At 59.1% G+C, this 20,981-nt stretch carries 16 protein-coding genes; 8 read left to right on the plus strand and 8 right to left on the minus strand.

Annotated features, from left to right (window positions below; all coding sequences use genetic code 11):
• Positions 1-39 precede the first annotated feature (39 nt).
• The 3 genes from ACJ7IV_RS09000 to ACJ7IV_RS09010 are packed head-to-tail and all read left to right on the plus strand — an operon-like array spanning position 40 to position 5,756.
• Positions 40-1,029 carry a hypothetical protein gene (locus ACJ7IV_RS09000; protein ID WP_483864094.1) on the plus strand — a complete coding sequence of 330 codons (990 nt, stop codon included), beginning with the start codon at positions 40-42 and terminating at the stop codon, positions 1,027-1,029.
• Positions 1,030-1,065: 36 nt separating this feature from the next.
• On the plus strand, positions 1,066-3,432 hold the full coding sequence (locus tag ACJ7IV_RS09005; RefSeq protein WP_483864095.1) for a hypothetical protein: 2,367 nt from the start codon (positions 1,066-1,068) through the stop codon (positions 3,430-3,432).
• The gene (locus tag ACJ7IV_RS09010) at positions 3,429-5,756 is read left to right on the plus strand and encodes a tyrosine-type recombinase/integrase (RefSeq protein ID WP_483864096.1); all 2,328 of its coding nucleotides are present in this window, start codon (positions 3,429-3,431) and stop codon (positions 5,754-5,756) included. The genes ACJ7IV_RS09005 and ACJ7IV_RS09010 overlap by 4 nt, the downstream gene beginning before the upstream one ends.
• A 103-nt stretch (positions 5,757-5,859) precedes the next feature.
• On the opposite strand, the gene ACJ7IV_RS09015 is transcribed toward ACJ7IV_RS09010, so the two are convergent.
• From ACJ7IV_RS09015 to ACJ7IV_RS09025, 3 genes are read right to left on the minus strand one after another with little or no spacing between them, the layout of a single operon-like run.
• Complete coding sequence (locus tag ACJ7IV_RS09015; RefSeq protein WP_483864097.1) at positions 5,860-8,079, minus strand: polysaccharide biosynthesis tyrosine autokinase; 2,220 nt, start codon at positions 8,077-8,079, stop codon at positions 5,860-5,862.
• 56 nt (positions 8,080-8,135) lie between these two features.
• Positions 8,136-8,567: a low molecular weight protein-tyrosine-phosphatase gene (locus tag ACJ7IV_RS09020; protein ID WP_483864098.1), complete on the minus strand. Its 432-nt coding sequence runs from the start codon at positions 8,565-8,567 to the stop codon at positions 8,136-8,138.
• Positions 8,567-9,691, minus strand: a complete 1,125-nt coding sequence (locus ACJ7IV_RS09025) for a polysaccharide export protein (protein ID WP_483864099.1) — start codon at positions 9,689-9,691, stop codon at positions 8,567-8,569. Before ACJ7IV_RS09025 ends, ACJ7IV_RS09020 begins: the two co-directional genes overlap by 1 nt.
• A 367-nt stretch (positions 9,692-10,058) precedes the next feature.
• On the opposite strand from ACJ7IV_RS09025, the gene ACJ7IV_RS09030 reads away from it, so the two are divergent.
• The 5 genes from ACJ7IV_RS09030 to ACJ7IV_RS09050 all read left to right on the plus strand — a co-directional run bounded on the left by ACJ7IV_RS09030 (position 10,059) and on the right by ACJ7IV_RS09050 (position 14,680).
• Positions 10,059-10,319: a hypothetical protein gene (locus tag ACJ7IV_RS09030; protein ID WP_483864100.1), complete on the plus strand. Its 261-nt coding sequence runs from the start codon at positions 10,059-10,061 to the stop codon at positions 10,317-10,319.
• Between the two features lie 36 nt (positions 10,320-10,355).
• Positions 10,356-11,033 carry a hypothetical protein gene (locus tag ACJ7IV_RS09035; protein WP_483864101.1) on the plus strand — a complete coding sequence of 226 codons (678 nt, stop codon included), beginning with the start codon at positions 10,356-10,358 and terminating at the stop codon, positions 11,031-11,033.
• Complete coding sequence (locus ACJ7IV_RS09040; protein ID WP_483864102.1) at positions 11,024-11,803, plus strand: capsule biosynthesis GfcC family protein; 780 nt, start codon at positions 11,024-11,026, stop codon at positions 11,801-11,803. The genes ACJ7IV_RS09035 and ACJ7IV_RS09040 overlap by 10 nt, the downstream gene beginning before the upstream one ends.
• Positions 11,804-11,985: 182 nt before the next feature.
• Positions 11,986-14,001 (plus strand): YjbH domain-containing protein, encoded by a 2,016-nt coding sequence (locus tag ACJ7IV_RS09045; protein WP_483864103.1) that lies wholly within the window; start codon positions 11,986-11,988, stop codon positions 13,999-14,001.
• A 97-nt stretch (positions 14,002-14,098) separates the two neighbouring features.
• Complete coding sequence (locus ACJ7IV_RS09050) at positions 14,099-14,680, plus strand: OmpW/AlkL family protein (RefSeq protein WP_483864104.1); 582 nt, start codon at positions 14,099-14,101, stop codon at positions 14,678-14,680.
• A gap of 343 nt (positions 14,681-15,023) precedes the next feature.
• On the opposite strand, the gene ACJ7IV_RS09055 is transcribed toward ACJ7IV_RS09050, so the two are convergent.
• The 5 genes from ACJ7IV_RS09055 to glf form a co-directional block, all read right to left on the minus strand.
• The gene (locus ACJ7IV_RS09055; protein ID WP_483864105.1) at positions 15,024-16,298 is read right to left on the minus strand and encodes an O-antigen ligase family protein; all 1,275 of its coding nucleotides are present in this window, start codon (positions 16,296-16,298) and stop codon (positions 15,024-15,026) included.
• Between the two features lie 98 nt (positions 16,299-16,396).
• The gene (gene galE / locus ACJ7IV_RS09060) at positions 16,397-17,410 is read right to left on the minus strand and encodes a UDP-glucose 4-epimerase GalE (RefSeq protein ID WP_483864106.1); all 1,014 of its coding nucleotides are present in this window, start codon (positions 17,408-17,410) and stop codon (positions 16,397-16,399) included.
• Positions 17,411-17,430: 20 nt separating this feature from the next.
• Complete coding sequence (locus tag ACJ7IV_RS09065) at positions 17,431-18,816, minus strand: undecaprenyl-phosphate glucose phosphotransferase (RefSeq protein ID WP_483864107.1); 1,386 nt, start codon at positions 18,814-18,816, stop codon at positions 17,431-17,433.
• The gene (locus ACJ7IV_RS09070) at positions 18,816-19,808 is read right to left on the minus strand and encodes a glycosyltransferase (RefSeq protein ID WP_483864108.1); all 993 of its coding nucleotides are present in this window, start codon (positions 19,806-19,808) and stop codon (positions 18,816-18,818) included. Before ACJ7IV_RS09070 ends, ACJ7IV_RS09065 begins: the two co-directional genes overlap by 1 nt.
• Before the next feature lie 34 nt (positions 19,809-19,842).
• Positions 19,843-20,973 (minus strand): UDP-galactopyranose mutase, encoded by a 1,131-nt coding sequence (gene glf / locus ACJ7IV_RS09075; protein ID WP_483864109.1) that lies wholly within the window; start codon positions 20,971-20,973, stop codon positions 19,843-19,845.
• Positions 20,974-20,981: the final 8 nt, after the last annotated feature.

A 20,981-nucleotide genomic window follows, 5' to 3' on the forward strand; every position in this document is an offset into this window, starting at 1 on the left:
CATAAAAAACATGCCCAATCTGGACATGGGGGTAAAGTAATGAAAAAATTTGATTTCCAACCAATACCAGGCATCGACTTTTATTTGGTGCTCAGGGAGGCTTACGCACCCACTAGTGACGTTTTTAGCGGACAGGAAAATCCATCACCGGTCGGCAAGGAAGGCGTGCGTCTTACGACACCACCGTTCAGGATTGTTAACGATGACGGAAGCAGGCCTTTCTTAAATCCAGACGTTGTCAGGGAACAGTTTCCGAAAGACAAAAACGGAGAGATTAAGAAACTCCCCAAGAGTTTCTATGTATTGGAGTACCACCCGGATGACAACCCTAACATTCCGCGCAAGCTAGTCGAGTTTATTGTTAAAACATTACAAATGTCCATGCATGAGAAAAAAATCCACAATGAGCTCTTATGGAAAATTGCAATCAACAGAATTGAAAATGACCCTGATCTAAAGGAGTCTATTGAGGCAGCGATATTTGACAACAAAGCTCTAGACGGACCGAAATACACTCAACTACTAAATTCGGCCAAGATAGAGTATCGGTCGATTGCTGAGCACCTTAAGCACCTTAAGCACCTTAAGCACCTTTCTAAAATAGAAAATAATTCAGCAGCCTGCGCAAAAGAGAAAAATGAAGGTGACCCCAAAAAAAACAATAAAACGGCAAAAAAGAGATCGGTAAAGAAAAGAAACAATGCAATAAAAAAGCTAACACCTGAAACAGGTGTAGACACTGCGATTATCGCAGAGCCTGGGACTGAGGCCGCGCCGCAGGCAACAGAGCCTAAGGCAACAGAGCCGGAGGCAATAGAGCCTAAGGCAACAGAGCCGGAGGCAATAGAGCCTAAGGCAATAGAGCCTAAGGCAACAGAGCCGCAGGCAATAGAGCCTAAGGCAACAGAGCCGCAGGCAACAGAGCCGGACGCAACAAATCCGGAAGCAGAAGGACCGGAGGCCAGAGTAAATACCAAGCCTAATAAAAAGAAAGAAATAGACAAAAATCAGCTGAATCTAGCGTTTTAACATTATGGAGTTATGACTCGAAAAAACGGAGGAAGCATGTACGATCCTGACAACGCTCAATTTCCGCATGAGATCACAGATGCATGGATGGAAAAGATCAAATCATCCGGGCTGAGTGACGTAGCCGCAGAAAATTTTTTGGAGATTGTTGGCTATTCGCAACCTCCCGTTGCTGCAGAATCCTTTACCTCCTCGATCCCTCTGTTTGAAACGGACACCAAAACCGTTGATAGCACTATCAGCGCAGAGATCGTGGCTTATCTGAACAGTGATGCGCTGCCACAAGCACTCCCAAGGCGGCTCGCCACAAAATATCCTGTATTTTACGCCATCGTAAGCCAAAATTTTCTAGGCGACGCGAAATGTGTTAAGAGCTCCATCGCGCGCCAGTTGATACGCGAAATTTTCATCATCGAAGAAGTGGAAAGTATATCACGTCATAAATTTTATACTGACCTGATCACCACACGACACATGGTAATGGCAGTAGTACAGTCAGAAATACCACCCCCTTCACTACCAGTCGATCCGAAAAGTTTCTTTATCAGCAGCCTTGATAGCGACATCCTGTATCAGAAACGGGATTCTATGCGGGAATACTATGAAAAATTTTCACTGCTCATCTCGGGGCAGCGAAAACCGGGTGAGCGAGAGAGGCACGGACACGGCGGAGGCCGCGCGATTGGCGAAAAAAACCGGAAAAAGCGTCGCAAAGACCCGTGGCATGACAAACAGCTAACTCATCTGGCCGATGCTGACCCTCCCAAGCGTGAACGGGTGCAGCATGGCAAGGAAAAACCCCCAGCCGAGCGGTCCAGTAACACCTCACTGGCCGATCAAGAAATGGCAAAAACAGGGTTAAAAAGGACGTTTGATACTGCAGGACCGTCTGGTGGCGACAACGATGACAGTACCGAGATAGTATATTTCAAACGCTCCACGCCATCCCTGCTATCTGTTAATGATGATAAACAGATGGCACGCCGCTGGTCCTCCAGCATTGGCACCAGTTCATTGCCTGCAACATCCGATGTACACAGACTGGTTCCCGAGGTTATCAAGGAGATCGTGAATATTCCGCTCTCCCCATTATCGCGTGTGCTCGCGACACTCGTATTAGCCACGGGAATCTCTGTGAATCGGCTACGCCTCACCATTGTATCAACTGACCGCGATGATCATGACGCCCGCCAACCTATCTGGGATCCTCGGACCGGAACTCTCACCTATGTACTGCAGGCGACTGGCACCACGAAAGGTGAAAAGCAGTGGATCTCGCTGTCGCTACCTGAAACCTTCACTGATTTTTTATCAGAGCAAACCACTCTCACACCGGGTGAATATATATTCAAGGGTGCGCGACGAAAACTTGATAGTGAACTAAGACGCCATTTCAAGAACTTTCCCGGCATTACTCCCACAGCGTCCCGCCTGGGTGCCAGCAGCTGGTTATTATGTCGGCCCCATGCGCTGGATGATTGTGCCGCCATGACACTCACCGGCGACCTCACACAGTCCATTGCGGCCCCAGCTACCTATCGGGAAATACCAATGGCGGAGCTTCAGGAAATATTTGATGCGGTATTGAATCATCTGGATCATCTGTCCAGCCACCCTGCCAAGGGTATTAACAAGACCCTGACTGGCCACAGCAATATCACTGACTCCGACACCATCGGTTCGACGAAAGCGGCGCCAGCACATGTATTTGTCCCCATATTCAAGAAAATAAAACAACATATCACGACGCAACTGCGTGAACTCAGCATGCACTACGGCCAAACTCCTCCACCTACCGATATTTTATTGGCGCTTTCCCGGTGGTTAGCCTGTCATACCCAACTGGCCTGGCACCTGTCTACGGGTGCCAGGCCAATCGGCCCCTCCAGCCAGAACCGGTTAGGCTCACACTACCAGTGGATCGCCGACAAGAACTCGACCCTGGCACAGGAGTTCCGCACCATCCCTCTGCTGCCTGAAATCCGAGACGATGTCCGCCAGTATCAAACGTGGACATCCCGGCTCTTGTTACAACTGGAGGAAGCGGGCTTCACACTCAACGATAAACGGGAAGGACGGCGAGACACGCCCAGCTGGTTAGAAAGGCAAGGCAAACGAATCGTCATCCGAGACATGACCTGGGCGGACCTCAGGACCAGTCTCCCTGACGATTTGGCCCCACTGGCTAATAACTGTGCACGGCACTCACTGGCGACACATTTAAGAGGAAGGGTCAGCGAGCCCTATATCGACTATCTGCTGGGACATGCTCGCGATGGAAAAAGCCTGGCGGAGCCTCATGCCACAACAAACTTAGGAAAATGCAGCACATTACGCAAGGAGATCCAAACATGGCTGAAGAGCTGCGGATTTAAAACCATTAAATGGGAGATTCTGCGATGACAGCATTAAACACAGATCGAATTCTGTCTTTGCTCAACGCCGAAGAGCACAAGGTGGTCTCAGCCAGATCAGTGACTGACACCACGTTCATTCTGAAGACCGTCGTGGGCGACGAATTACAAGACAGCGTGGACATTCATCCCGACACCTCCCGGGCAGCCGCACTAAGGCTCTACCAGTGGAAAAAACAGCACCAGCTAGCCATCAGCAAGCATGGCGCCATGAGGCGAGTCAATCGCGTGTTGGAGGCATTGAACACCCTCCCCAACGTCGAGGCGAAATTACTCCCGCTACCGGTACCCGCGCCACGTCAGACGGCGCACCCGGCCACCGGGCGCGATATGGCACTCGCCGATAGCATCATGGCCCTGGATCAACACCTGTTGAAGTGGTGCCAGAACGACACCTCCATGGATGCCTGGCTGTTGGTATTCGTGCTGCGCCTGATGCAACACCTGGGCATGAGCCGCTCCGTGGCAGTCGCGACATCGGCGATGTTGACCACCGACCATATCAACGGCCGCTGGTTACTGATTCCCTGCGCGCCGGAAGAGCCCATCTCCGGCGCTCACTATCGTATCCCACTTCCCAGCAGCATCTGGATCCCGCTGCGCCACCTGCACACCCTCGCCAAGAAACGCGACACCGTCTGGCTGGTGGCGAAGACCCCGGCGTGTGACTCGCTCACTCACCAGCAGAAAGTGAAGGACGTGACCCGGCGACTCGGCAAGGTGTCAAAGCAAGCCATCAAGGCACTGGCCCAACAGGACGAGGCGCATCGCTGGACCCAGCTAACCAACTGGACATCGCTGGCCGACGCCTGCCAGTACACCAACGTCCTGCGTGGCCACACGCCCGTGTGGAGCACCCTGCTCAACCGCTACCCCCTGCCGACCTGCACTGACATGCCCCTGACCACGGACAGCGAGGTGGCGCATCTCTATCACCCCGGGGCCCTGCGTGGCCGCCTCCCCGATCGCGACTCCAGCCGTCAGGCACTCGAGTGGCTACAGTCAGCCGCCGACGCGACACCCAACAAGATCACTCAAGCCCCCGGCGCCACCGAGATCGCCACCGACCACCTGCCCGTGGACTGGTCGGCCCGTGCCAGGGGGATACTGCGGAAATTCCTCACCGACGTCGGACGCATCGGCAAGAAGCGACTCAACACGGCCGCCGTCGAGCCGAGGATGCGCCAGCTGCTCGAACAGTATGACCAACAGCTGCAGGCCTTGATCGGCCACGCCGGCAGTTACCCGCAGTGGATATTGCACTACTGCTACTACAAGCTGTGCCGTGAAGGCAACGTGGTCAAGTCGGTGAGCAATGAGGTGTCGCTGCTCATGCCCATCACCCTGATGCTGGATGAGGCCGTTCTGGACATCAGCGACTGGGATGATGAAACCGTGACCGAGCTGCAGATCGCGGCGGATTCTGGCGGCAGGTGGCAGCCGCGGACACGACGCAACTTCATCGCGTCATTGCGGACGTTCATCCGTTTCTGCCAGGAGCATGGAAAACTGGATGGCGTGCATCTGCCAGGGGTGGACAATTCGCCGCTGTCGCCGAGCACCTTGCGCACGCGCATTCTGACCCCGGACCATTTCCAGACTGTCTGGACACCGTTGACGCAGAACGTCCCCGACGGCGACCCGCGTCAGGCCATGGCGCTGGCCTTCGCACTGGGCTTCTACGGCGGCTTACGTGCCTCCGAGGTGCTGTCACTGACACTCAACGACATCGTCATCGACACGCGCGACGCGCGGGACCACGACAGTTGCTGGGTGGAGATCCTCGACGGGAAATCCGAGTGCGCACGACGCCGGGTGGCCCTGCACATCATGGCCCCTCCCCCGGTGGTCGCGCTGCTGCGCGGCTGGATACGCACCCGCCGCGCCCGCTTTGCGAAGGTAGCGCTTGGCGACATCGGGCTGTTGGGACCTGACGCCTCCCCCGATGCCTATACCTATGCGGGATTGATAACACCCCTTATCAACTGGTTGCGCGCGCTGCTCGGTGGGGACATCGATTTCCACGGCCTGCGCCACGCCGCCGTCTCCTGGACGCTGCTGCGCTTGCACGCGGCACAACACCGCGACTTCGTGGCTCAGCTGGTACACCAGCACCACTGGATGTTTGCCCCGGACGTCCTCGACAGCACGCTTGCGCACTTCTGTGGAGCCGAGGGTCAGGCGACGCTGGAGCGTGGCACCCTGTGGCTGCAGGTGGCCAAATGGATCGGCCACAGCCACCCCTCCACCATGCTCTCGCACTATGCCCACGTACTGGGGATCATCCATGGCCATGTCCTGGCCACCCGATAGCAAAAGGACCTCACCCCCGGATGCTGCTCGGGGGTGAGGTCCCTTTGTCGGTCTGTCCGCTCAGCCGGCCAGCGTCAGTCTCGTGCCAGCGCCGGCCACGTTGTCACTTATAGGAATAGTTGTAGTAACCATACCCATAGTACGTCGCGGCCTTGTGCTCCATGGCGTTGAGGATGACGCCCTTGAGACTCACCCCCGCCGTCTGCAGACGGCGACTGGCGATCTCGAGCTCCTTCACCGGGTTCTGCTGGAAGCGCGCCACCATCAGGCTGGTACCACACTGCTTGCCGACAATGGCGGCGTCCGTGACGGCGAGAATCGGCGGCGTATCGACGATGACCAGGTCATAACCGGCGCCGGCTTCCTCCAGGAACGCCGTGAAATGGGCATTCATCAGCAACTCGGAGGGGTTGGGCGGCGCCTTGCCGCGTGACACGTAGTCGAGACCTTCCACCTTGGTCTGGCGAATGACATCCGCGTACTCCGCTTGTGCGGACAGCAGATCGGACAGACCGCCCTCCACCGGCTGCTTGAAGGCATGGTGCACGTGCCCCTTGCGCAGATCGGCATCCACCACCAGCACCTTGAGACCTGCCTGGGCACACACTGCGCCCAGGTTGAGCGAGATGAAGCTCTTGCCGATGTTCGGACTGGGGCCGGTAATCATCAGCCGGTTGTTGCTGGCCTCCATCATCGCGAAGTGCAGACTGGTACGCAGGCCACGCAGAGCCTCTATCGCATTGTCTGACGGCGCTCGGTCGGCGAGGAGCCCCGCATTGATGGTCGCGGCCTTCTTGTCTCGACGGTGTTTCACCCGCCGCACCAGTTTATTCTGCTCCTCGGAGAGCGGCACGGTGGCATACACCGGCATGCCGGCTTCCTCGATCTGTTCGGGAGATTCCACCCCCCGACGCAGCAAGCCACGCACCAGCACGAAGCCGACACTGAGCATCCCGCCAAGCAGCGTGGCCAGCACCACGATCAAGGGCTTCTTGGGCTCGATCGGGGCCTGCCCCACGAGCGCTTCATCGATGATCCGCACATTGCCGACGGTACCCGCGCGCGCCACCTCCAGCTCCTGGATCTTGTTGAGCACGTTGACGTAGATCGCCTGGGTCACCTCCACATCACGTGTCAGGCGCACCACTTCCTGTTGGGCGGCAGGCAGTTCGTTGACCCGCTCGTTCAACTGGGCACGCTCCTGCTGCAGCTGGCGTTTCTTGCGCAGCAACGTCTCGTAGGCAGGATGGTTGGGGGTGAACCGCTGAGCCAGCTCCGCCTCCTGGAACTCGAGCTCGTTGAGCTGCTGCTCCAGGGCAATGAACTGCTCAATTGCCGCCTGGGACTCGCTGGAGAGGTCGACGCTGTCCATTTCCACGCGATAGCTGTTCAGCGCGTCTTCCGCCTGGCTGAGCTGGGCACGCAATTCCGGTGCCTGCTCACGCAGGAACTCCAGGCTCTGTTGGGCCTCCGCCGACTGGCGCTCGACATTCTGGGTGAGGAACGTCTCGGCCACGGCATCCAGCGCCGTACGAATCTCCTCTCTATCGGTGCCGGTCAATGTCAGCTGCAGCATGCCGGTGCTGCTGTTGCGTCCACCCCCTATCTCACTCACCGCGAGCCGCGACTTGAGGTGATTGATCGCCGCCGGCACGGAGCGCTTCTGCAGCACGAACTCGGCCCCCGCGGAAGCTTGCCAATCGGCGACGCGCAGCTGAATCTCGCCCTGGGCCAGTTCCACCAGGGTGCCCCGCTGCCCTTCTCCCAGACGCTCTTCGTCATGCCAGAGCGAGTAACGCTCGGGCCCTTCAATGCGCAGTGTCAGTGGCAACCCTTGCCACGGCCGAGTCGCCTCGAAACGGCCTAACTGAAGGGACTCGCCCGCCCAGATCTCAGCCGCCCCTTCCCGGAAGCCTGGCCGCTCTACGCCGTTACGGCGAAAGAAGCCGCCCACCACGGGCAGCTCTACGGGACTGACCACGGTGTCGAGCCCGACCCGCTCGACAACCTGCCCCAGCACCATCCGCGACTGCAGGATCTGGACTTCTGCGGCGGTGCTGGATTCGCTCTCCTCCCCGAACACCTCGGCGAGATCACCCAACGGGCTGACGGACGAGCGCCGCTCCACCTGCACCAGCGCATCGCCCTGATACACCGGGGTGGCCAGCAAGGCATAGGCGGCACCCACCACCGCAAACAGCACGGTGACCGCCACGATGAGCCATTTATGGTCAAGCAACAGGCCGAAGAGACGGCCTAGATCAATTTCATCGTCCGCGGCAGCAGGCGTCGGGCGCTGTGATGGCTGGTCTGTTTCGCTCATGATGAAGGGTACGGCATCCGTTGGGAGTGAATCCTTGTGCTGACAATGCCTGGGAGCTAGAGGCGCTTCGCCCAGGCATTGGTGGCATCTTTGAGGAGGTGATGAACGTGCTCGAAGGCATCGCGGCTTTTACGGTAGGGATCGGGTATCTCAGGCTCGTCAGGTAGCCAGCGTCCCAAGGTCATGGTCTTGCCCAGCGCCTGGGGGGACAGCTCACCGACCGCCCGACGCTGGCCTTGGCTCATGACCAGGATCAGGTCGGCGTCCTGGAGCATCTCGACCGTCAGCTGCCGGGCACGGTGATCCGCCACCGCCAGGCCGTCAGCCTCGGCAAGCTGACGCGCGGTGGCATCCACCCCCTGCCCCACCAGCGCCCCCAGTCCCGCGGACTGAATTCGCTTTTGAGGCAATGCTCGGCACAGCATGGCCTCGGCGACGGGGCTACGGCAGATGTTGCCGACACAGACCACCAGAATGTTGTCAAACATCAGTTCTGTGCCCGGTCCACGTCATCCACGGTTTCCGCCGCGACCCCCGGCAAGCTGATGGACGGCAAGAGGAGACTGATCACACGGTTCCAGCGGGCAAGCGGTGCGCTGGTCACATAGACCACATCCTGCGGCTCCAGCGTAAACTGGCTGCCCAGCGAGAAGGCCATCGCATCGCTGACGTCCAGCTGATAGACAGTGGCCACCTGATTGACACCTTGCGCCGGCGGGTTCGGCCGGATGACAAAGATGCCAGAGGCCTCGGCGCTTCGCTCGTCCATGCCGCCGCTCTGGGAAATCGCATCGGTCAGGGTCAGCCGTTCGTTGCCAACCGGAATGTTGCCGGGGCGATTGACCTGACCCATCACCGAGACCCCCTGGTTCTCGGCGCTGGGTACATGCAGAACATCCCCGTCCTGCAGCAGGCGCTCATGGCGTTTGTCGCCCTCTCTCAACAGGGCATACAGGGAGAGACGCTCTTTCTCGCCATCGCGGGTCAGGATGACGTCATGCCAGTTTGCGGTGTTTTCGGCACCACCTACAGCGCTGATCGCCTCGGTCAGGGTCAGCGGCACCGTGGTGATCGGCACACGCCCCGGCTCCTCAACAGCACCGCTGACATAGACCTTCTGAGAGCGGAAATCTGCCACCCCCACATCGACCTGCGGCTCCATGATGTACTCGGACAGGCGACGGGTCAGCAGGCTGCGGACCTCTTCCAGGGTCAGGCCTGCGACCTGCAGGCGGCCCACGTAGGGATAGAAGATCGTGCCATCATTGCGTACCTGGTTGCCCGCCTCGGCCGCGCTGCGCTCGGACCCGGCAGGAATCGTCAGCTCGGGGTGGTCATAGACGATGATGTTGAGCACATCCCCCTTGCCGATGCGGTACTGGTAATCCTCCAGTGCCTGGACAACATCTGCCGGCATCGCCGCGGCGGCGTCAACGGATTGGCGGTAGGTAGCCACCAGGCCTGGCGTGATGGGCTCGATATCCACGAGTTCGGCAATCGGCGCTGCCTCATAGCGGTGGTCGATGTGCCCGCCCGGGGCCAGCGAACAACCACTTAACCACAGGATCCCGCTCAGGGTGACCGCTAGCTTGATGGGGGTTGCATTCGGCATGGCATAGAGCCTGTCGTGAAAGTTTGAATCGGCTTGGCTCACGTGCTCGACGAGAGTGCTTGGTACTGGGTTCTGTCGGCATGTGGCAACATGCAAATATCTGGTAGAAAAGCAAAGAAGCGATTCCAAGGCTGGGGATGATACATGACGAGCGGATGTCACCTCTACCTGTCCGAGTCACCCCGGCACAAGATGTCGGCGATTTCCTACACAGCGACGAGAGATCCTTGACAAGCTGCCACGATCGCAAAAGATTACAGGTCACAGGCAAGACAAACAGCGCGAAAGCCATTACCCTTGGGGTGGAACGCTTTGACACTCGGGTCGACAGGCTTACTCGAGAATCACAAGAAGGAGGGAATGCACGATGAAAAAAGGTATTGCTCTGGTCGCGATCGCTGGCATGCTGACCACACCGCTCGCCATGGCTCAGGATAGTGCCCCCGATTCCGCCGCGCAGGCACCGGCGCCGCAATCTGCACCAGCCAGCGGCGGCGCATCTGGCCTCGCCAACGCTCTGGGCGTCAGCAACGCTGCCTTGACCGTTGGTATCGGTGCCGCAATCGCCGTTGCGGTTGGCGTTGCAGCATCAGGTGGTTCATCGTCGGGCACCACTGGCACCAACTGAGTGGAGTCGCGAATACCGTTTATGAGACACGGCAGCATGACCCTGCAGAGCCGCCCTAGGGCGGCTCTCTCGCGTCTGAGCCAAGCCTCTTTGCTCGGCGCAATGCTCGCTGCTTTAGCGGGATGTACAAGCACGGGGGCCTCCCCCCTGCTATCTGTATTCAGCGATGCTCTTGTCCCGGCTGACGATGCCAGCGAAAGGGCTGCCGAGATTCCTTATGCCAGCCTGATCGTCGATGCCGGTGATCGTCAGGGCCTAATAGTGCTGGGTGCCCAGGCTAATGCCGAAACCTACTGGCCCACCGGTAATAGTGGGCTTATTACCCTGCGACACGAAGGACTGCATGTGACCGTCGGCTTGGTCGCTGACCTGCTGGACACCCACTACAGTGGGTTGGCCGAATTCGAGGTGCCTTGGAGGGCGGAGGCTCCTGTCTCATTCGCGGTTACTCGCGCCTGGCAAGATGCCGAAGGTCTTCCTCAACGCCTGACTGCTCAAGGCAACCTGCATTGCGGGCCGGCCCAACCCTACGAGTTACCGCTGGCCACCCTGACCCTGGAACCATGCGAGATGACGCTGCACTGGGAGAACGGCGCCACCACTGAGGGGCAGCTGTGGCGCGAGCCCCAGAGTCGGCGGCTATGGGCCGGTGAGGAGCAGCCCTGGCCCGATGGCCCTACGATTCGCTGGGAGGTGGCCAGACAATGGTGGTGAACCCGGTACGCCCCGCACTAGCCCTGACCCTCGGTCTGCTGCTGGCCCCCTACGGCGCCTTGGCCCAGCCGGCAGAACCCTCGCCGGAGGCGCGTCTTTCCGATGCCTGGCTCAGCACCCTACAGCAGACAGATCAGCAAGTAGCCTGGCACCACGCCTTTGCACTGCGCGAAGAGACAGCCGGAGGTCTGGAAACCCAGCGGCGGCGCCTGGCTGCCGAGTTGGCACCACTGATTCTCAGTGCTCTGGCCAACGGTCAAGCCAGCCTGGCAGCGGGGCTCACGCAATGGCGTGAGACGCTGGAGAGTACCCCTCCCCTGCCCGCCCGTACTCCTGGCCGCCATGACCTCCCCTGGCTGGGTGCTAATCAACGTTACGATCCGGTGCTATCGCGGATTCGCTCGTGGGGGTACTGTGCGGTGCCCGACTGGATCGAGATGTGGCACCTGGGGGGTATCTCACGCGTGACCTGGCAGCCGGGGCTCGACCTCAATCAGGCACTCTCTGGCCTACCTGATCTGGCCACCCAAGAGGCAGAACAGGCGGTGGTTATCACACCGGCCGGAAAGCAACATACCCGTGGCATCGCCGCCTGGAACCGTCAGGCAACCTCGCTTACTCCAGGCAGCCGGATAATGCTCAAGTTACCCCACCATGTCGGTGAGACAAGCGGCATACGGGAGCTGATCAACGAAAGGCTGCCAGCGTATCTGGCTACGCGGTTGCCCGGGGACTCGTGCATAGTGCAGGAAGCAAGGGAAGAAGGATGATTTCAGCTACACGCTGCAAGCGGCATGAGGAAATGGATCGAGTGGCCAGGAGGCCAAAAGAACAACGGACTCAGGGAGCAAGGACTGCCCAACGTGGGCATGGAGGATCAGCCGCTTGGTGGTTTGGCAGCCTGGCGGCTTGCAGCTCGCTCCTGATAACTTCCTCTGCCCTTGCCGACGGCTTGGCCGGCGACCTTGGCACCGGACAGAGCGATTTCGGTGGCGTAGGCCTGATGCAGACGCCAACGGCGCGCATGGTGCCTCTGGGTACCATGAGCGCGAGCTGGAGCCGCACCTCGCCCTACCGCCGCTACAGCGTATTCTTTCAGCCTACGGAGTGGCTCGAGGGTGGCTTTCGCTATGTAGAGGTAGAGAACCGCCAGTATGCGGCCTCCGACGAGGAGCGTCCCAACCTCGACAAGGGCTTCGATATCAAGCTGCGCCTACTCCAGGAGAGCCGTTACTGGCCACAACTTGCCTTGGGCCTGCGTGATGTCGGTGGCACCACCCTATTTGGTGCTGAGTACCTGGTGGCCAGCAAGCGCTGGTACGACCTCGACTTCACCCTGGGGCTGGGGTGGGGGTATTTGGGCAACGCCTCTGACGTCGACTCACCCCTTGGCTGGCTACACGACCGCTTTGACGAACGCCCAGGCGATGCTGGCGGAGACCAAGGCGGTGAGTTTGCCGTCGATGCTCTGTTCCGTGGTCCCATGGCGGTATTCGGTGGCGTGGAGTACCAGACCCCCTGGGATCCGCTGGTGCTGCAGCTGGAATACGAAGGGAACGACTATGGCAACGAGCCCCAGGCCAACAACCAGGAGCAGGATAGTCGCCTGAACTATGGTGCACGACTGGCATTGACGGATGGACTGGAACTCCGTGCTGGTTGGCAGCGCGGTGATACCGCTATGGCAGGGGTTACATATAACCTCGATTTGGCAGGACTGAGCCAGATCAAGCGTGACCCACCGCCCGCCGACCCAGCAGCCCCGGCTCGCTCAGATTGGGGGGCCGTAACACGGGAGCTTGAGCAGAACGCTGGCATCGCTGTATCTGAAATCAAACAAAACGGTCGCGATCTGACCGTGACTGGTGAGCCAGTCACTTACCCCTCACTCATGCAAAGCGAAGTGCGTGCCGGGCGGATCCTCAACGCCCAGGTCGACGATGACATAGAACGCTTTCGCTTCCGTTGGGAAAACCGCGGTCTTGCGTTACGTGAAGACGTCCATCAACGCGAGACGTTGGTGGCAGCGACTCGCGATGCGGACCGAGCGGGCGATCACCTTTATGGTATCTACGCTCATGCTGAGCTTCGTAAACCTTCTGGTGACGTCCTTTATGCCTCGCAACCCCAGCGTTTCACCTGGAACCTTGCCCCGAGGCTGGACCAGAACTTCGGCGGCCCGGACGGCTATCTCTATCGACTGATGGCGGTGCTCGATGCCGAATACCGAACAGACCGCAATGGCTGGTTCTCCGGCCAGCTGGCCTGGACCGCCTTCGACAACCTGGATGAGTACGAGTACATCGCCGATTCCGAGCTGCCCCGCGTGCGCACCTATATCGGCGACTACCTGAGCGAGTCCACCGTGGGCATCGAGAACCTGCAATACACGCGCACTGCCAAGCTCGGCGACGACTGGTTCGCCATGGGCTACGGCGGACTACTGGAGATGATGTACGCCGGCGCCGGTGGCGAATTGCTCTATCGCCCGTTCAACAGTCCGCTGGCGGTAGGCCTGGATCTCAACTGGGTGCGGCAACGCGACTTCGATCAACGCTTCGGCCTGCGCGACTACGATGAGTGGACCGGCCACCTGACCGGTTATCTCGAGACCGGCATCGAGGATGTGCTGGCGAAACTCAGCGTGGGGCGCTATCTTGCTGGCGATGTGGGCACCACGCTGGATCTGTCGCGGGAATTCGACTCCGGCGTGCGGGTTGGCGCCTGGGGCACCTGGACTGATGCCGATGACGCCTTTGGTGAAGGTGGCTTCGATAAGGGCCTTTACTTATCGGTTCCCTTCGATGCCATGTTCACTCGCTCCAGTCGTGATCGCGCCGAGATCGCCTGGCAGCCCCTCACCCGGGACGGCGGCGCCACTCTGAACCGTCGCTACTCGCTCTACGACCTGACGGAAGAGCGCGACCTGGGAAGGTATTGGGAAGAACACAGCAGCGCCTTGGAGTAACAAGCTGCTAGAACAGCAGGAAAATTGGAAAACGGTGTTCGACTTTCGTACACTGATACCGTACACCTAGGATGGGTCACACCAAGGAGATGACATAATGCGTTTCAATCCCGTAATGGCAGCTACCGCTGCCCTGACGCTCTCACTGGCCGCTGGCCAGGCCATGGCCTATCAGGCCGGCGACGTCTATGTCCGCGGTGAGTTCACAAAAGCCGACATCAGTGCCGACGAGTTTTCTCGCGAGAACGCTTTTGGACTGGCCGGCGGCTACCTGTTTCATGACAAGTTGGGCGTGGAGCTCGGCATCGGTGAGGATGTCGAGCATGACTACGCGCTTGAGACCGGCGAGTCAGGCGAGCTCGATCGCATGCCGGCCAACCTGCTGCTGCAGTACTATCCCCTGGGCGGTGTATCAGCGGCCCGCGTGCAGCCCTTTATCGGCGTGGGCGTGAACTATACTCGCTTCTCCAGCGTCAGCGGCGCTGATATGGATGTGGATGACGACTATGGCTTCGCAGGCCAGCTCGGTATGGATCTGATGATCACCGACAACCTCAGCGCCACTGCCATCGCGCGTTACACCGAGGTCGATGCCGAGTTCGAGCAGGCCGGCCAGACCGTGGACGACCTGCGGCTCGACCCGCTGACCGTCGGCGCGGGTGTCACCTACCGCTTCTAAGCGGCACTCGCTTCAGGCTCACAGCGCCGGTCACTCACTGTGTCCGGCGTTTTTTTGGTTCTTCGCAGACTGGCGTGAAAGCAAAGTACTCTTGGGCGAAGGCGGGATAGAGAAACGGCGGTAAATCCGAGTAAGCTGATGTTCACCACAAACGTCTGCTCACGGATACCGCCGTTGCCATGGATGCTACCCCTAATATGGGGAGGACTCCATCCCATTGCGTACGGCTGTTCGACCCGGCCCAATCCACATGAAGTGGCGCAGAACCTCAACGTCACGGTTCCGGACCCGACGTTTTATTGATGCGACAGATACGTCAGCAACGGAGCCTCCCCCACGCGCACTAGCTCGATGCCAGGTTTCCACCGTGTCCCTTTCGAAGGCCCCACAGCACCGCCAGCAGGAAAGCAAACATCATGCTACCGCTGTTATGGGCAAGAAACGCCTGCGACAGGCCAAAGTCGATATACGCCACCGATAGCAGCACCCCGGCAATGGCCAGGCTACGCAGCTCAAGATTCCGATCCGCTAACTGGCGACCAAACAGGCGCATCGGAACCAGGTAAAGTGCCAACAATGCTATCAAGCCAATCACGCCGCGCTTGGCTAGCTCGTTGAGAAACTCGTTGTGGGGATGCCCGAAGGTGTTTGCCACCTTGGGGTGAACGATGCCCTCATCTCCCAGTGCTTCCATACCTTGACGATATCCGGTTTCCCCCCAACCGGTCAGCGGCTTCTCCATAATCAGATGGGTGGCGCCCTTCCACATCTCGAAACGTGCACCCAGAGAGCTAGTACGACTGCCGCCCTCGATATAGCGCTCGATATCATCGAACGCCTGAAGAACACGCGGCTGTACGCCGGTTTGCGGTAAGGCATACATCAGCACGCCACCAACCAGGACAATAGCCAGGGCGGCTACCTTGAATCCAAGGGCGAGATCACGACCATAGCCTCGGTAGAGCACCAGCAGAATGAACGGGATACCCACCCAGCCACCACGACTGCCGGAAAAAAGCGAACCCATAATGCCGAAAAGGGCCCCTAGCGCCATGAAAGTCAACCAAACGTGGCGGTGACGCTGCATATAGGCCCATCCAAGCCCGGCTAGACACAGAATACCGAGCAACATGCTCAAATTGCCGAACTGGATTACATGAGTATGACCAGACGCACGATCGACACCAATGATGAGCTTTTGCCCGGCAGCCCAACTCCCAGCCCCCATCGCACCGGTGGCAAGACCGCTCCAAAACCAGCTCAAGCGTGGTGGGTATGCCATAACCAATAACATCGCGGGAATCGCCAGAATAAAGCGAGATGGATTATCGACACCCGACCAGCCTTGGCCATCCCACCACGCCTCGACGATGCGTATAACCGCGTAGAACGTGAGGGCCGCCATGATGGCCAGATCTTGTCGACCCAACTCCAGGCGAGGCCTCTTCACCAACAGCACCACACTGCCCAAGAGCAACATGGCCGCACCCAGTGAATAGCCGGAATCCACCACCAAGGCAAGGGCGCAGAAAAGGAAGACCGCGAGGCTGGTGTAGCGCTGGGGCGGTGATATATAAGTCGAGGATGCAGGCGATCCAGTGTCGTGGTGAGTGGACATGAAGGCAAAATGCTCGGTGGTCGGGAATTCCAGGGGCCAGAAACAGAAATGGCCGGCACAAGGCCGGCCATTCTAGCACGCGTGATTCCTGTCGTTCGCTACTCTGCGTAGCCTTGCGGATTGGCTGACTGCCAGCGCCAGGTATCCGCCATCATGTCATCGAGGTTCTTCTCGGTGGCCCAGCCAAGCTCGCGCTCTGCCTTGGCAGCATCCGCCCAGAACGCCGGTAAGTCGCCGGGGCGGCGGTCACCGAAGCGATACGGCACCTCTACACCCGTCACGCCCTTGAAGCTCTTGACCATCTCCAGTACTGAAACACCCTGGCCGGTGCCCAGGTTATAGACGGAGACACCTGGCGCCTCCAGTGCCTTCAACGCCTTGAGGTGCCCTACTGCCAAGTCCACCACATGCAGGTAGTCCCGCTCGCAGGTGCCATCCGTTGTCGGATAGTCGTTGCCGAAGATAGTCAACTCATCGCGGCGGCCCACAGCCACCTGCGCGATAAAGGGCATCAGATTGTTGGGGATACCCTGGGGATCCTCCCCGATCAGCCCAGAGGGGTGCGCGCCGATGGGATTGAAGTAGCGCAGCAACGCCACAGACCAGCGCTTGTCGGCCGTAGCCAGGTCTTCCAGCACCTTCTCCACCATCGCCTTGGAGGTGCCATAGGGGTTGGACGTGGTGCCGCGCGGCATGCTTTCGAGATAGGGCACCGGCGCCTCGCTGCCGTACACGGTCGCCGAGGAGCTGAAGATGATGCGGTGCACGCCGGCAGCCGCCATCGCCTCGCACAGCACCAGGGTGCCATTGACATTGTTGTCGTAGTAGGCAAGCGGCATGTCCACGCTCTCTCCCACTGCCTTGAGACCGGCGAAATGGATCACCGCCTCGATGGCATACTCAGCAAAGACACTATCAAGCGCTTGCCGATCGCGGATATCACACTTGACGAAGTGCACCACTCTCCCGGTGATGCGCTCCACACGCCTTACGGACTCTCGAGAGCCGTTGCAGAGGTTATCAATGACGACGACCTCGTGACCCGCGTGAAGCAGTTCGACCACGGTGTGGGAGCCAATGTAGCCTGCGCCTCCAGTCACCAGTACCTGCATGGTTACCATCCTTGAGTAGATCACTGTGCGTTGGGGTGAAAGAACCCTCGCCACACGGTAAGAAAGAGAATCTTGAGATCCAGCCACACCGACCAGTTGTCGATATACCAGAGGTCGTGCTCGATACGCATCTTGAGGTCGGTATCCCCCCGCCAACCATGCACCTGGGCCCAGCCCGTGATACCGGCATGCACCATGTGTTTCTGCATGTAGCCGGGAATCTCGTGCTTGAAGCGTTCGACGAAGACAGTGCGTTCGGGTCGGGGGCCGACCAGCGACATATCCCCCTTCAACACATTGATCAGCTGTGGCAATTCATCCAGGCTGGAGCGTCTCAGCAGCCGTCCTACAAGCGTCACTTTCTTGGTGGCGGCGCCACCCCAGCGGACGCTATCCGCTTCATTGTCTACAGACATGCTGCGAAACTTCAGCATCTGAAAACGATCGCCGTTCCAACTCATGCGCTCCTGCCGATAGAGCACCGCCCCGGGCGAAGTCAGTTTCACCGCCAGGGCAATCAATAGCATCAGGGGAGACAGCAGTATTAGCGCCAGGCCAGCGAGCAACTTATCTTCCACTGCCTTGATCAAGCGAGCCTTGCCGCTCATCGGGCTGCAGCTCATATCGAACAGGTACAGTCCGGCCACGGTCGAGATATCGTGATTGAGTAACCGCAGCCCCTTCATGTCCGGCATGTAACGAACATTACCGACACAGTGATCCAGGTTACTTAGAATCTCCTCGACCAATTTGCCACGAGCCAGAGGCAGACAAACCCAGACCTCATCACTTACGATGCTGCTGTCACGCTGCCTATCGAAGGCGCGACAATCGGGCACATCAATCTTGTGGCAACTTCCCTCGTTCATCAGCCGAACGGCACTGACATCGAAGCCTGCAGAGGGCTGAGTCATGATATGTCGATGCGCGATCAGGCAGGAGTTGAGATCACCAATGAGGACAATGCTCTTACGATTCTTCCCCCGGCTACGCAGCCGATTTAGTATCGGATAGGCTACAGTGCGCGCGCCGACGCTTAGCACCAAGGCATTAGTGAGCCATAGCCCGAGCCAGAGGCGTGAGAAACGCTCACCGGTCTTGGTGAAGTAGAGGTAGGTGAAGATGACCCCGCCCAAGATCACGAATGCATGGACGATACGCACCACCAATTCGACGCGAACCGCACCGCGCCAGGAGCGATATATCCCGCATGAGCCGAAGATGGTCAGCCCCAACAGCATACCCGAGAGCATCATCCACTGGTAGCGCTCGACCATGTCGACGAGGTAACCGAAACGCATCCAGTAAGCCATGAAGCCCCCGGCGATCAGCGCGAAGGCATCAGCAAGGCGCGCGGCTACATGCGAGTAGGCATCGAACCCCGAAAGAGTCTTGGCCCTGGCCATCAGGGATACCGCCTTGCCAGCTCATCGTGGGAGCGGCCCGGATAGCGACTCAACCCATCACGCAAGGCCTCCCAGCAGAGCCGCAGATACTGGCGCTTATCGGGGTAATGGCGCACCGCTGAAATCCAACTTAGCACTTTTACTGGAAGAACCAGTGGGAACCAACCACCAGCCGCTATCCGGTACATCACCAGGCCATTGCGATAGGTGTAGTAGGCCTTCCATAGCGGAGAATAGCGCACCACTTCTCCCTGGAAGGTGGAGCAGTCATGCACGAAGCGCACGCCCGGCAGGAAGACATGGCGCCCTCCCCCCTTGCGTAAGCTCAGGGTATAGATTATGTCATCGCCGTAGATGAAGAGCTCGCCCCTCGGCAAGCCGATACGCCGTACGGCATCCGCACGCACGAAGCAGCCCACAAAGGACGACGAATCGATCTCGACTCGCCGCCCCGCTGTATAGTGGCGATCGGCCAGATGAAAGCCCTCTCGAGACTGTCCGGTAAATACTCCTAGGGCAGTACGCCACAACAGCTTGCCATGCCAGAAAGGGTTCCAACTCGGACGGTTCATTTCGCAGATTCGCCCATCTGGGTAGTAGACTGCCGCCGCGGCCCCGTCGACGCCTTCAAGTTCCTCTTCCATGAAGGTACCCAGAGCCCCCGGTGCCGGGCGAGCATCATCGTCGAAGCACACCAGCCAGTCGGGCTGGAAGGCCTCGAGCGCCTCGCGGAAACCCAGCTCGAACCCCCCGGCACCGCCGAGGTTTTGATCCGGAGTGAGAACATGCAGGCGTGGGTCGTTCTGGTCGGCCAACCATTCGCGGCTGCCATCGGTGGAGCCGTTATCCACCACTACCAGCCCTGCAACGGGCTCGTCGAGTACCGCCGCCACCCCCTGCTTGAGGTGTTCGCGGCGGTTGAAGGAAACGATCACCGCCACCAGTCGCATGGCGGCCGATGGCGGTGTCTTGATTGGTTGATTGTCAGGCATTCCGTTTGCTAGTCACTATGTTCGTGAGCCCGGTCTAGATCTCGACGAAGAACGTCGGCACGGGCTCGTCATTGTTAACACGTTCGAGGAAACCCTGGGCGGTATCTAGCGCCTCACGAATGGTCACGTCCATATCGAGATAGCGATAGGTGCCCAGGCGCCCCACAAAGGTCACCTTATCGTGCTGCCTGGCCTTCTCCACATACTGAGCGAGCAGCGCCTTCTCATTCACCAGCCGGATAGGATAATACGGCACGTCCTCCGGCTCACAGGCCCGACTGAACTCTCGGTAGCACACACTGGCCTCGTGCTCCTCCCAGGGCGAGAAGTGCTTGTGCTCGGTGATGCGGGTATACGGCACCGTTTCCTCGCCATAGTTCATCACTGCGCAGCCCTGGTAGTCTCCCTGGTGGGTGAAGCGCTCAAAATCCAGCGTACGGTAGCCCAGCCGGCCCAGCTCGTAGTCAAAGAAGCCGTCCAGCGGACCGGAGTAGAACACATGATCGTACGCCTCCACCTGGCTGCGTTCGAAGTGGGTGTTCAGGTGCACAGTGATGTTCGGGTGATCGAGGATGCCCTCCACCAGACGGGTATAGCCGCGCTCCGGCATGCCTTGGAAGCGGTGGAAGAAATAGTTGTCGTTGTAATTGAAGCGCACCGGAAGCCGCTTGAGGATGCTGGCCGGCAGCTCGCTGGGATGGCAGCCCCACTGTTTCTGTGTGTACCCCTTGAAGAAGGCCTCGTAGAGATCCCAGCCCACGAAGCGCAGCGCCTGCTCCTCGAAGGTCTGCGGATCCTCGATGGAGGTATCGGCCTGGGCCTCGATGAAGGCACGGGCCTCGTCCGGGCGCATGGTCTTGCCGAAGAACTGGTTGATTGTGTGCAGGTTGATCGGCAGCGAGAACACCTGCCCTCTGGAAGTCGCCTTCACTCTGTTCACATAGGGCTTGAAGGGCATGAAGCGATTGACGTAATCCCACACCTCCTGATCGTCGGTATGAAAGATATGCGGGCCGTAAGAATGCACCATTACTCCGGTCTCGCCATCACGCTCAGTATGGCAGTTGCCGGCGATATGAGAACGCGCATCCACAATGGTGACTTCGTGTCCAGCCTCGGCGAGTTTGCGGCCTATTACCGCGCCGGAGAAGCCGGCGCCTACCATCAAAATAT

It is taken from the genome of Halomonas sp. C10-5, from assembly GCF_057169305.1.

What these genes read in the sequence shown, in the direction of transcription:
- ACJ7IV_RS09000 (WP_483864094.1), top strand. Translation starts at nt 40, where the DNA reads ATGAAAAAATTTGATTTCCAACCAATACCAGGCATCGACTTTTATTTG.
- ACJ7IV_RS09005 (WP_483864095.1), top strand. Translation starts at nt 1,066, where the DNA reads ATGTACGATCCTGACAACGCTCAATTTCCGCATGAGATCACAGATGCA.
- ACJ7IV_RS09010 (WP_483864096.1), top strand. Translation starts at nt 3,429, where the DNA reads ATGACAGCATTAAACACAGATCGAATTCTGTCTTTGCTCAACGCCGAA.
- ACJ7IV_RS09015 (WP_483864097.1), bottom strand. Translation starts at nt 8,079, where the DNA reads ATGAGCGAAACAGACCAGCCATCACAGCGCCCGACGCCTGCTGCCGCG.
- ACJ7IV_RS09020 (WP_483864098.1), bottom strand. Translation starts at nt 8,567, where the DNA reads ATGTTTGACAACATTCTGGTGGTCTGTGTCGGCAACATCTGCCGTAGC.
- ACJ7IV_RS09025 (WP_483864099.1), bottom strand. Translation starts at nt 9,691, where the DNA reads ATGCCGAATGCAACCCCCATCAAGCTAGCGGTCACCCTGAGCGGGATC.
- ACJ7IV_RS09030 (WP_483864100.1), top strand. Translation starts at nt 10,059, where the DNA reads ATGAAAAAAGGTATTGCTCTGGTCGCGATCGCTGGCATGCTGACCACA.
- ACJ7IV_RS09035 (WP_483864101.1), top strand. Translation starts at nt 10,356, where the DNA reads ATGACCCTGCAGAGCCGCCCTAGGGCGGCTCTCTCGCGTCTGAGCCAA.
- ACJ7IV_RS09040 (WP_483864102.1), top strand. Translation starts at nt 11,024, where the DNA reads ATGGTGGTGAACCCGGTACGCCCCGCACTAGCCCTGACCCTCGGTCTG.
- ACJ7IV_RS09050 (WP_483864104.1), top strand. Translation starts at nt 14,099, where the DNA reads ATGCGTTTCAATCCCGTAATGGCAGCTACCGCTGCCCTGACGCTCTCA.
- ACJ7IV_RS09055 (WP_483864105.1), bottom strand. Translation starts at nt 16,298, where the DNA reads ATGTCCACTCACCACGACACTGGATCGCCTGCATCCTCGACTTATATA.
- galE (WP_483864106.1), bottom strand. Translation starts at nt 17,410, where the DNA reads ATGCAGGTACTGGTGACTGGAGGCGCAGGCTACATTGGCTCCCACACC.
- ACJ7IV_RS09065 (WP_483864107.1), bottom strand. Translation starts at nt 18,816, where the DNA reads ATGGCCAGGGCCAAGACTCTTTCGGGGTTCGATGCCTACTCGCATGTA.
- ACJ7IV_RS09070 (WP_483864108.1), bottom strand. Translation starts at nt 19,808, where the DNA reads ATGCCTGACAATCAACCAATCAAGACACCGCCATCGGCCGCCATGCGA.
- glf (WP_483864109.1), bottom strand. Translation starts at nt 20,973, where the DNA reads ATGGTAGGCGCCGGCTTCTCCGGCGCGGTAATAGGCCGCAAACTCGCC.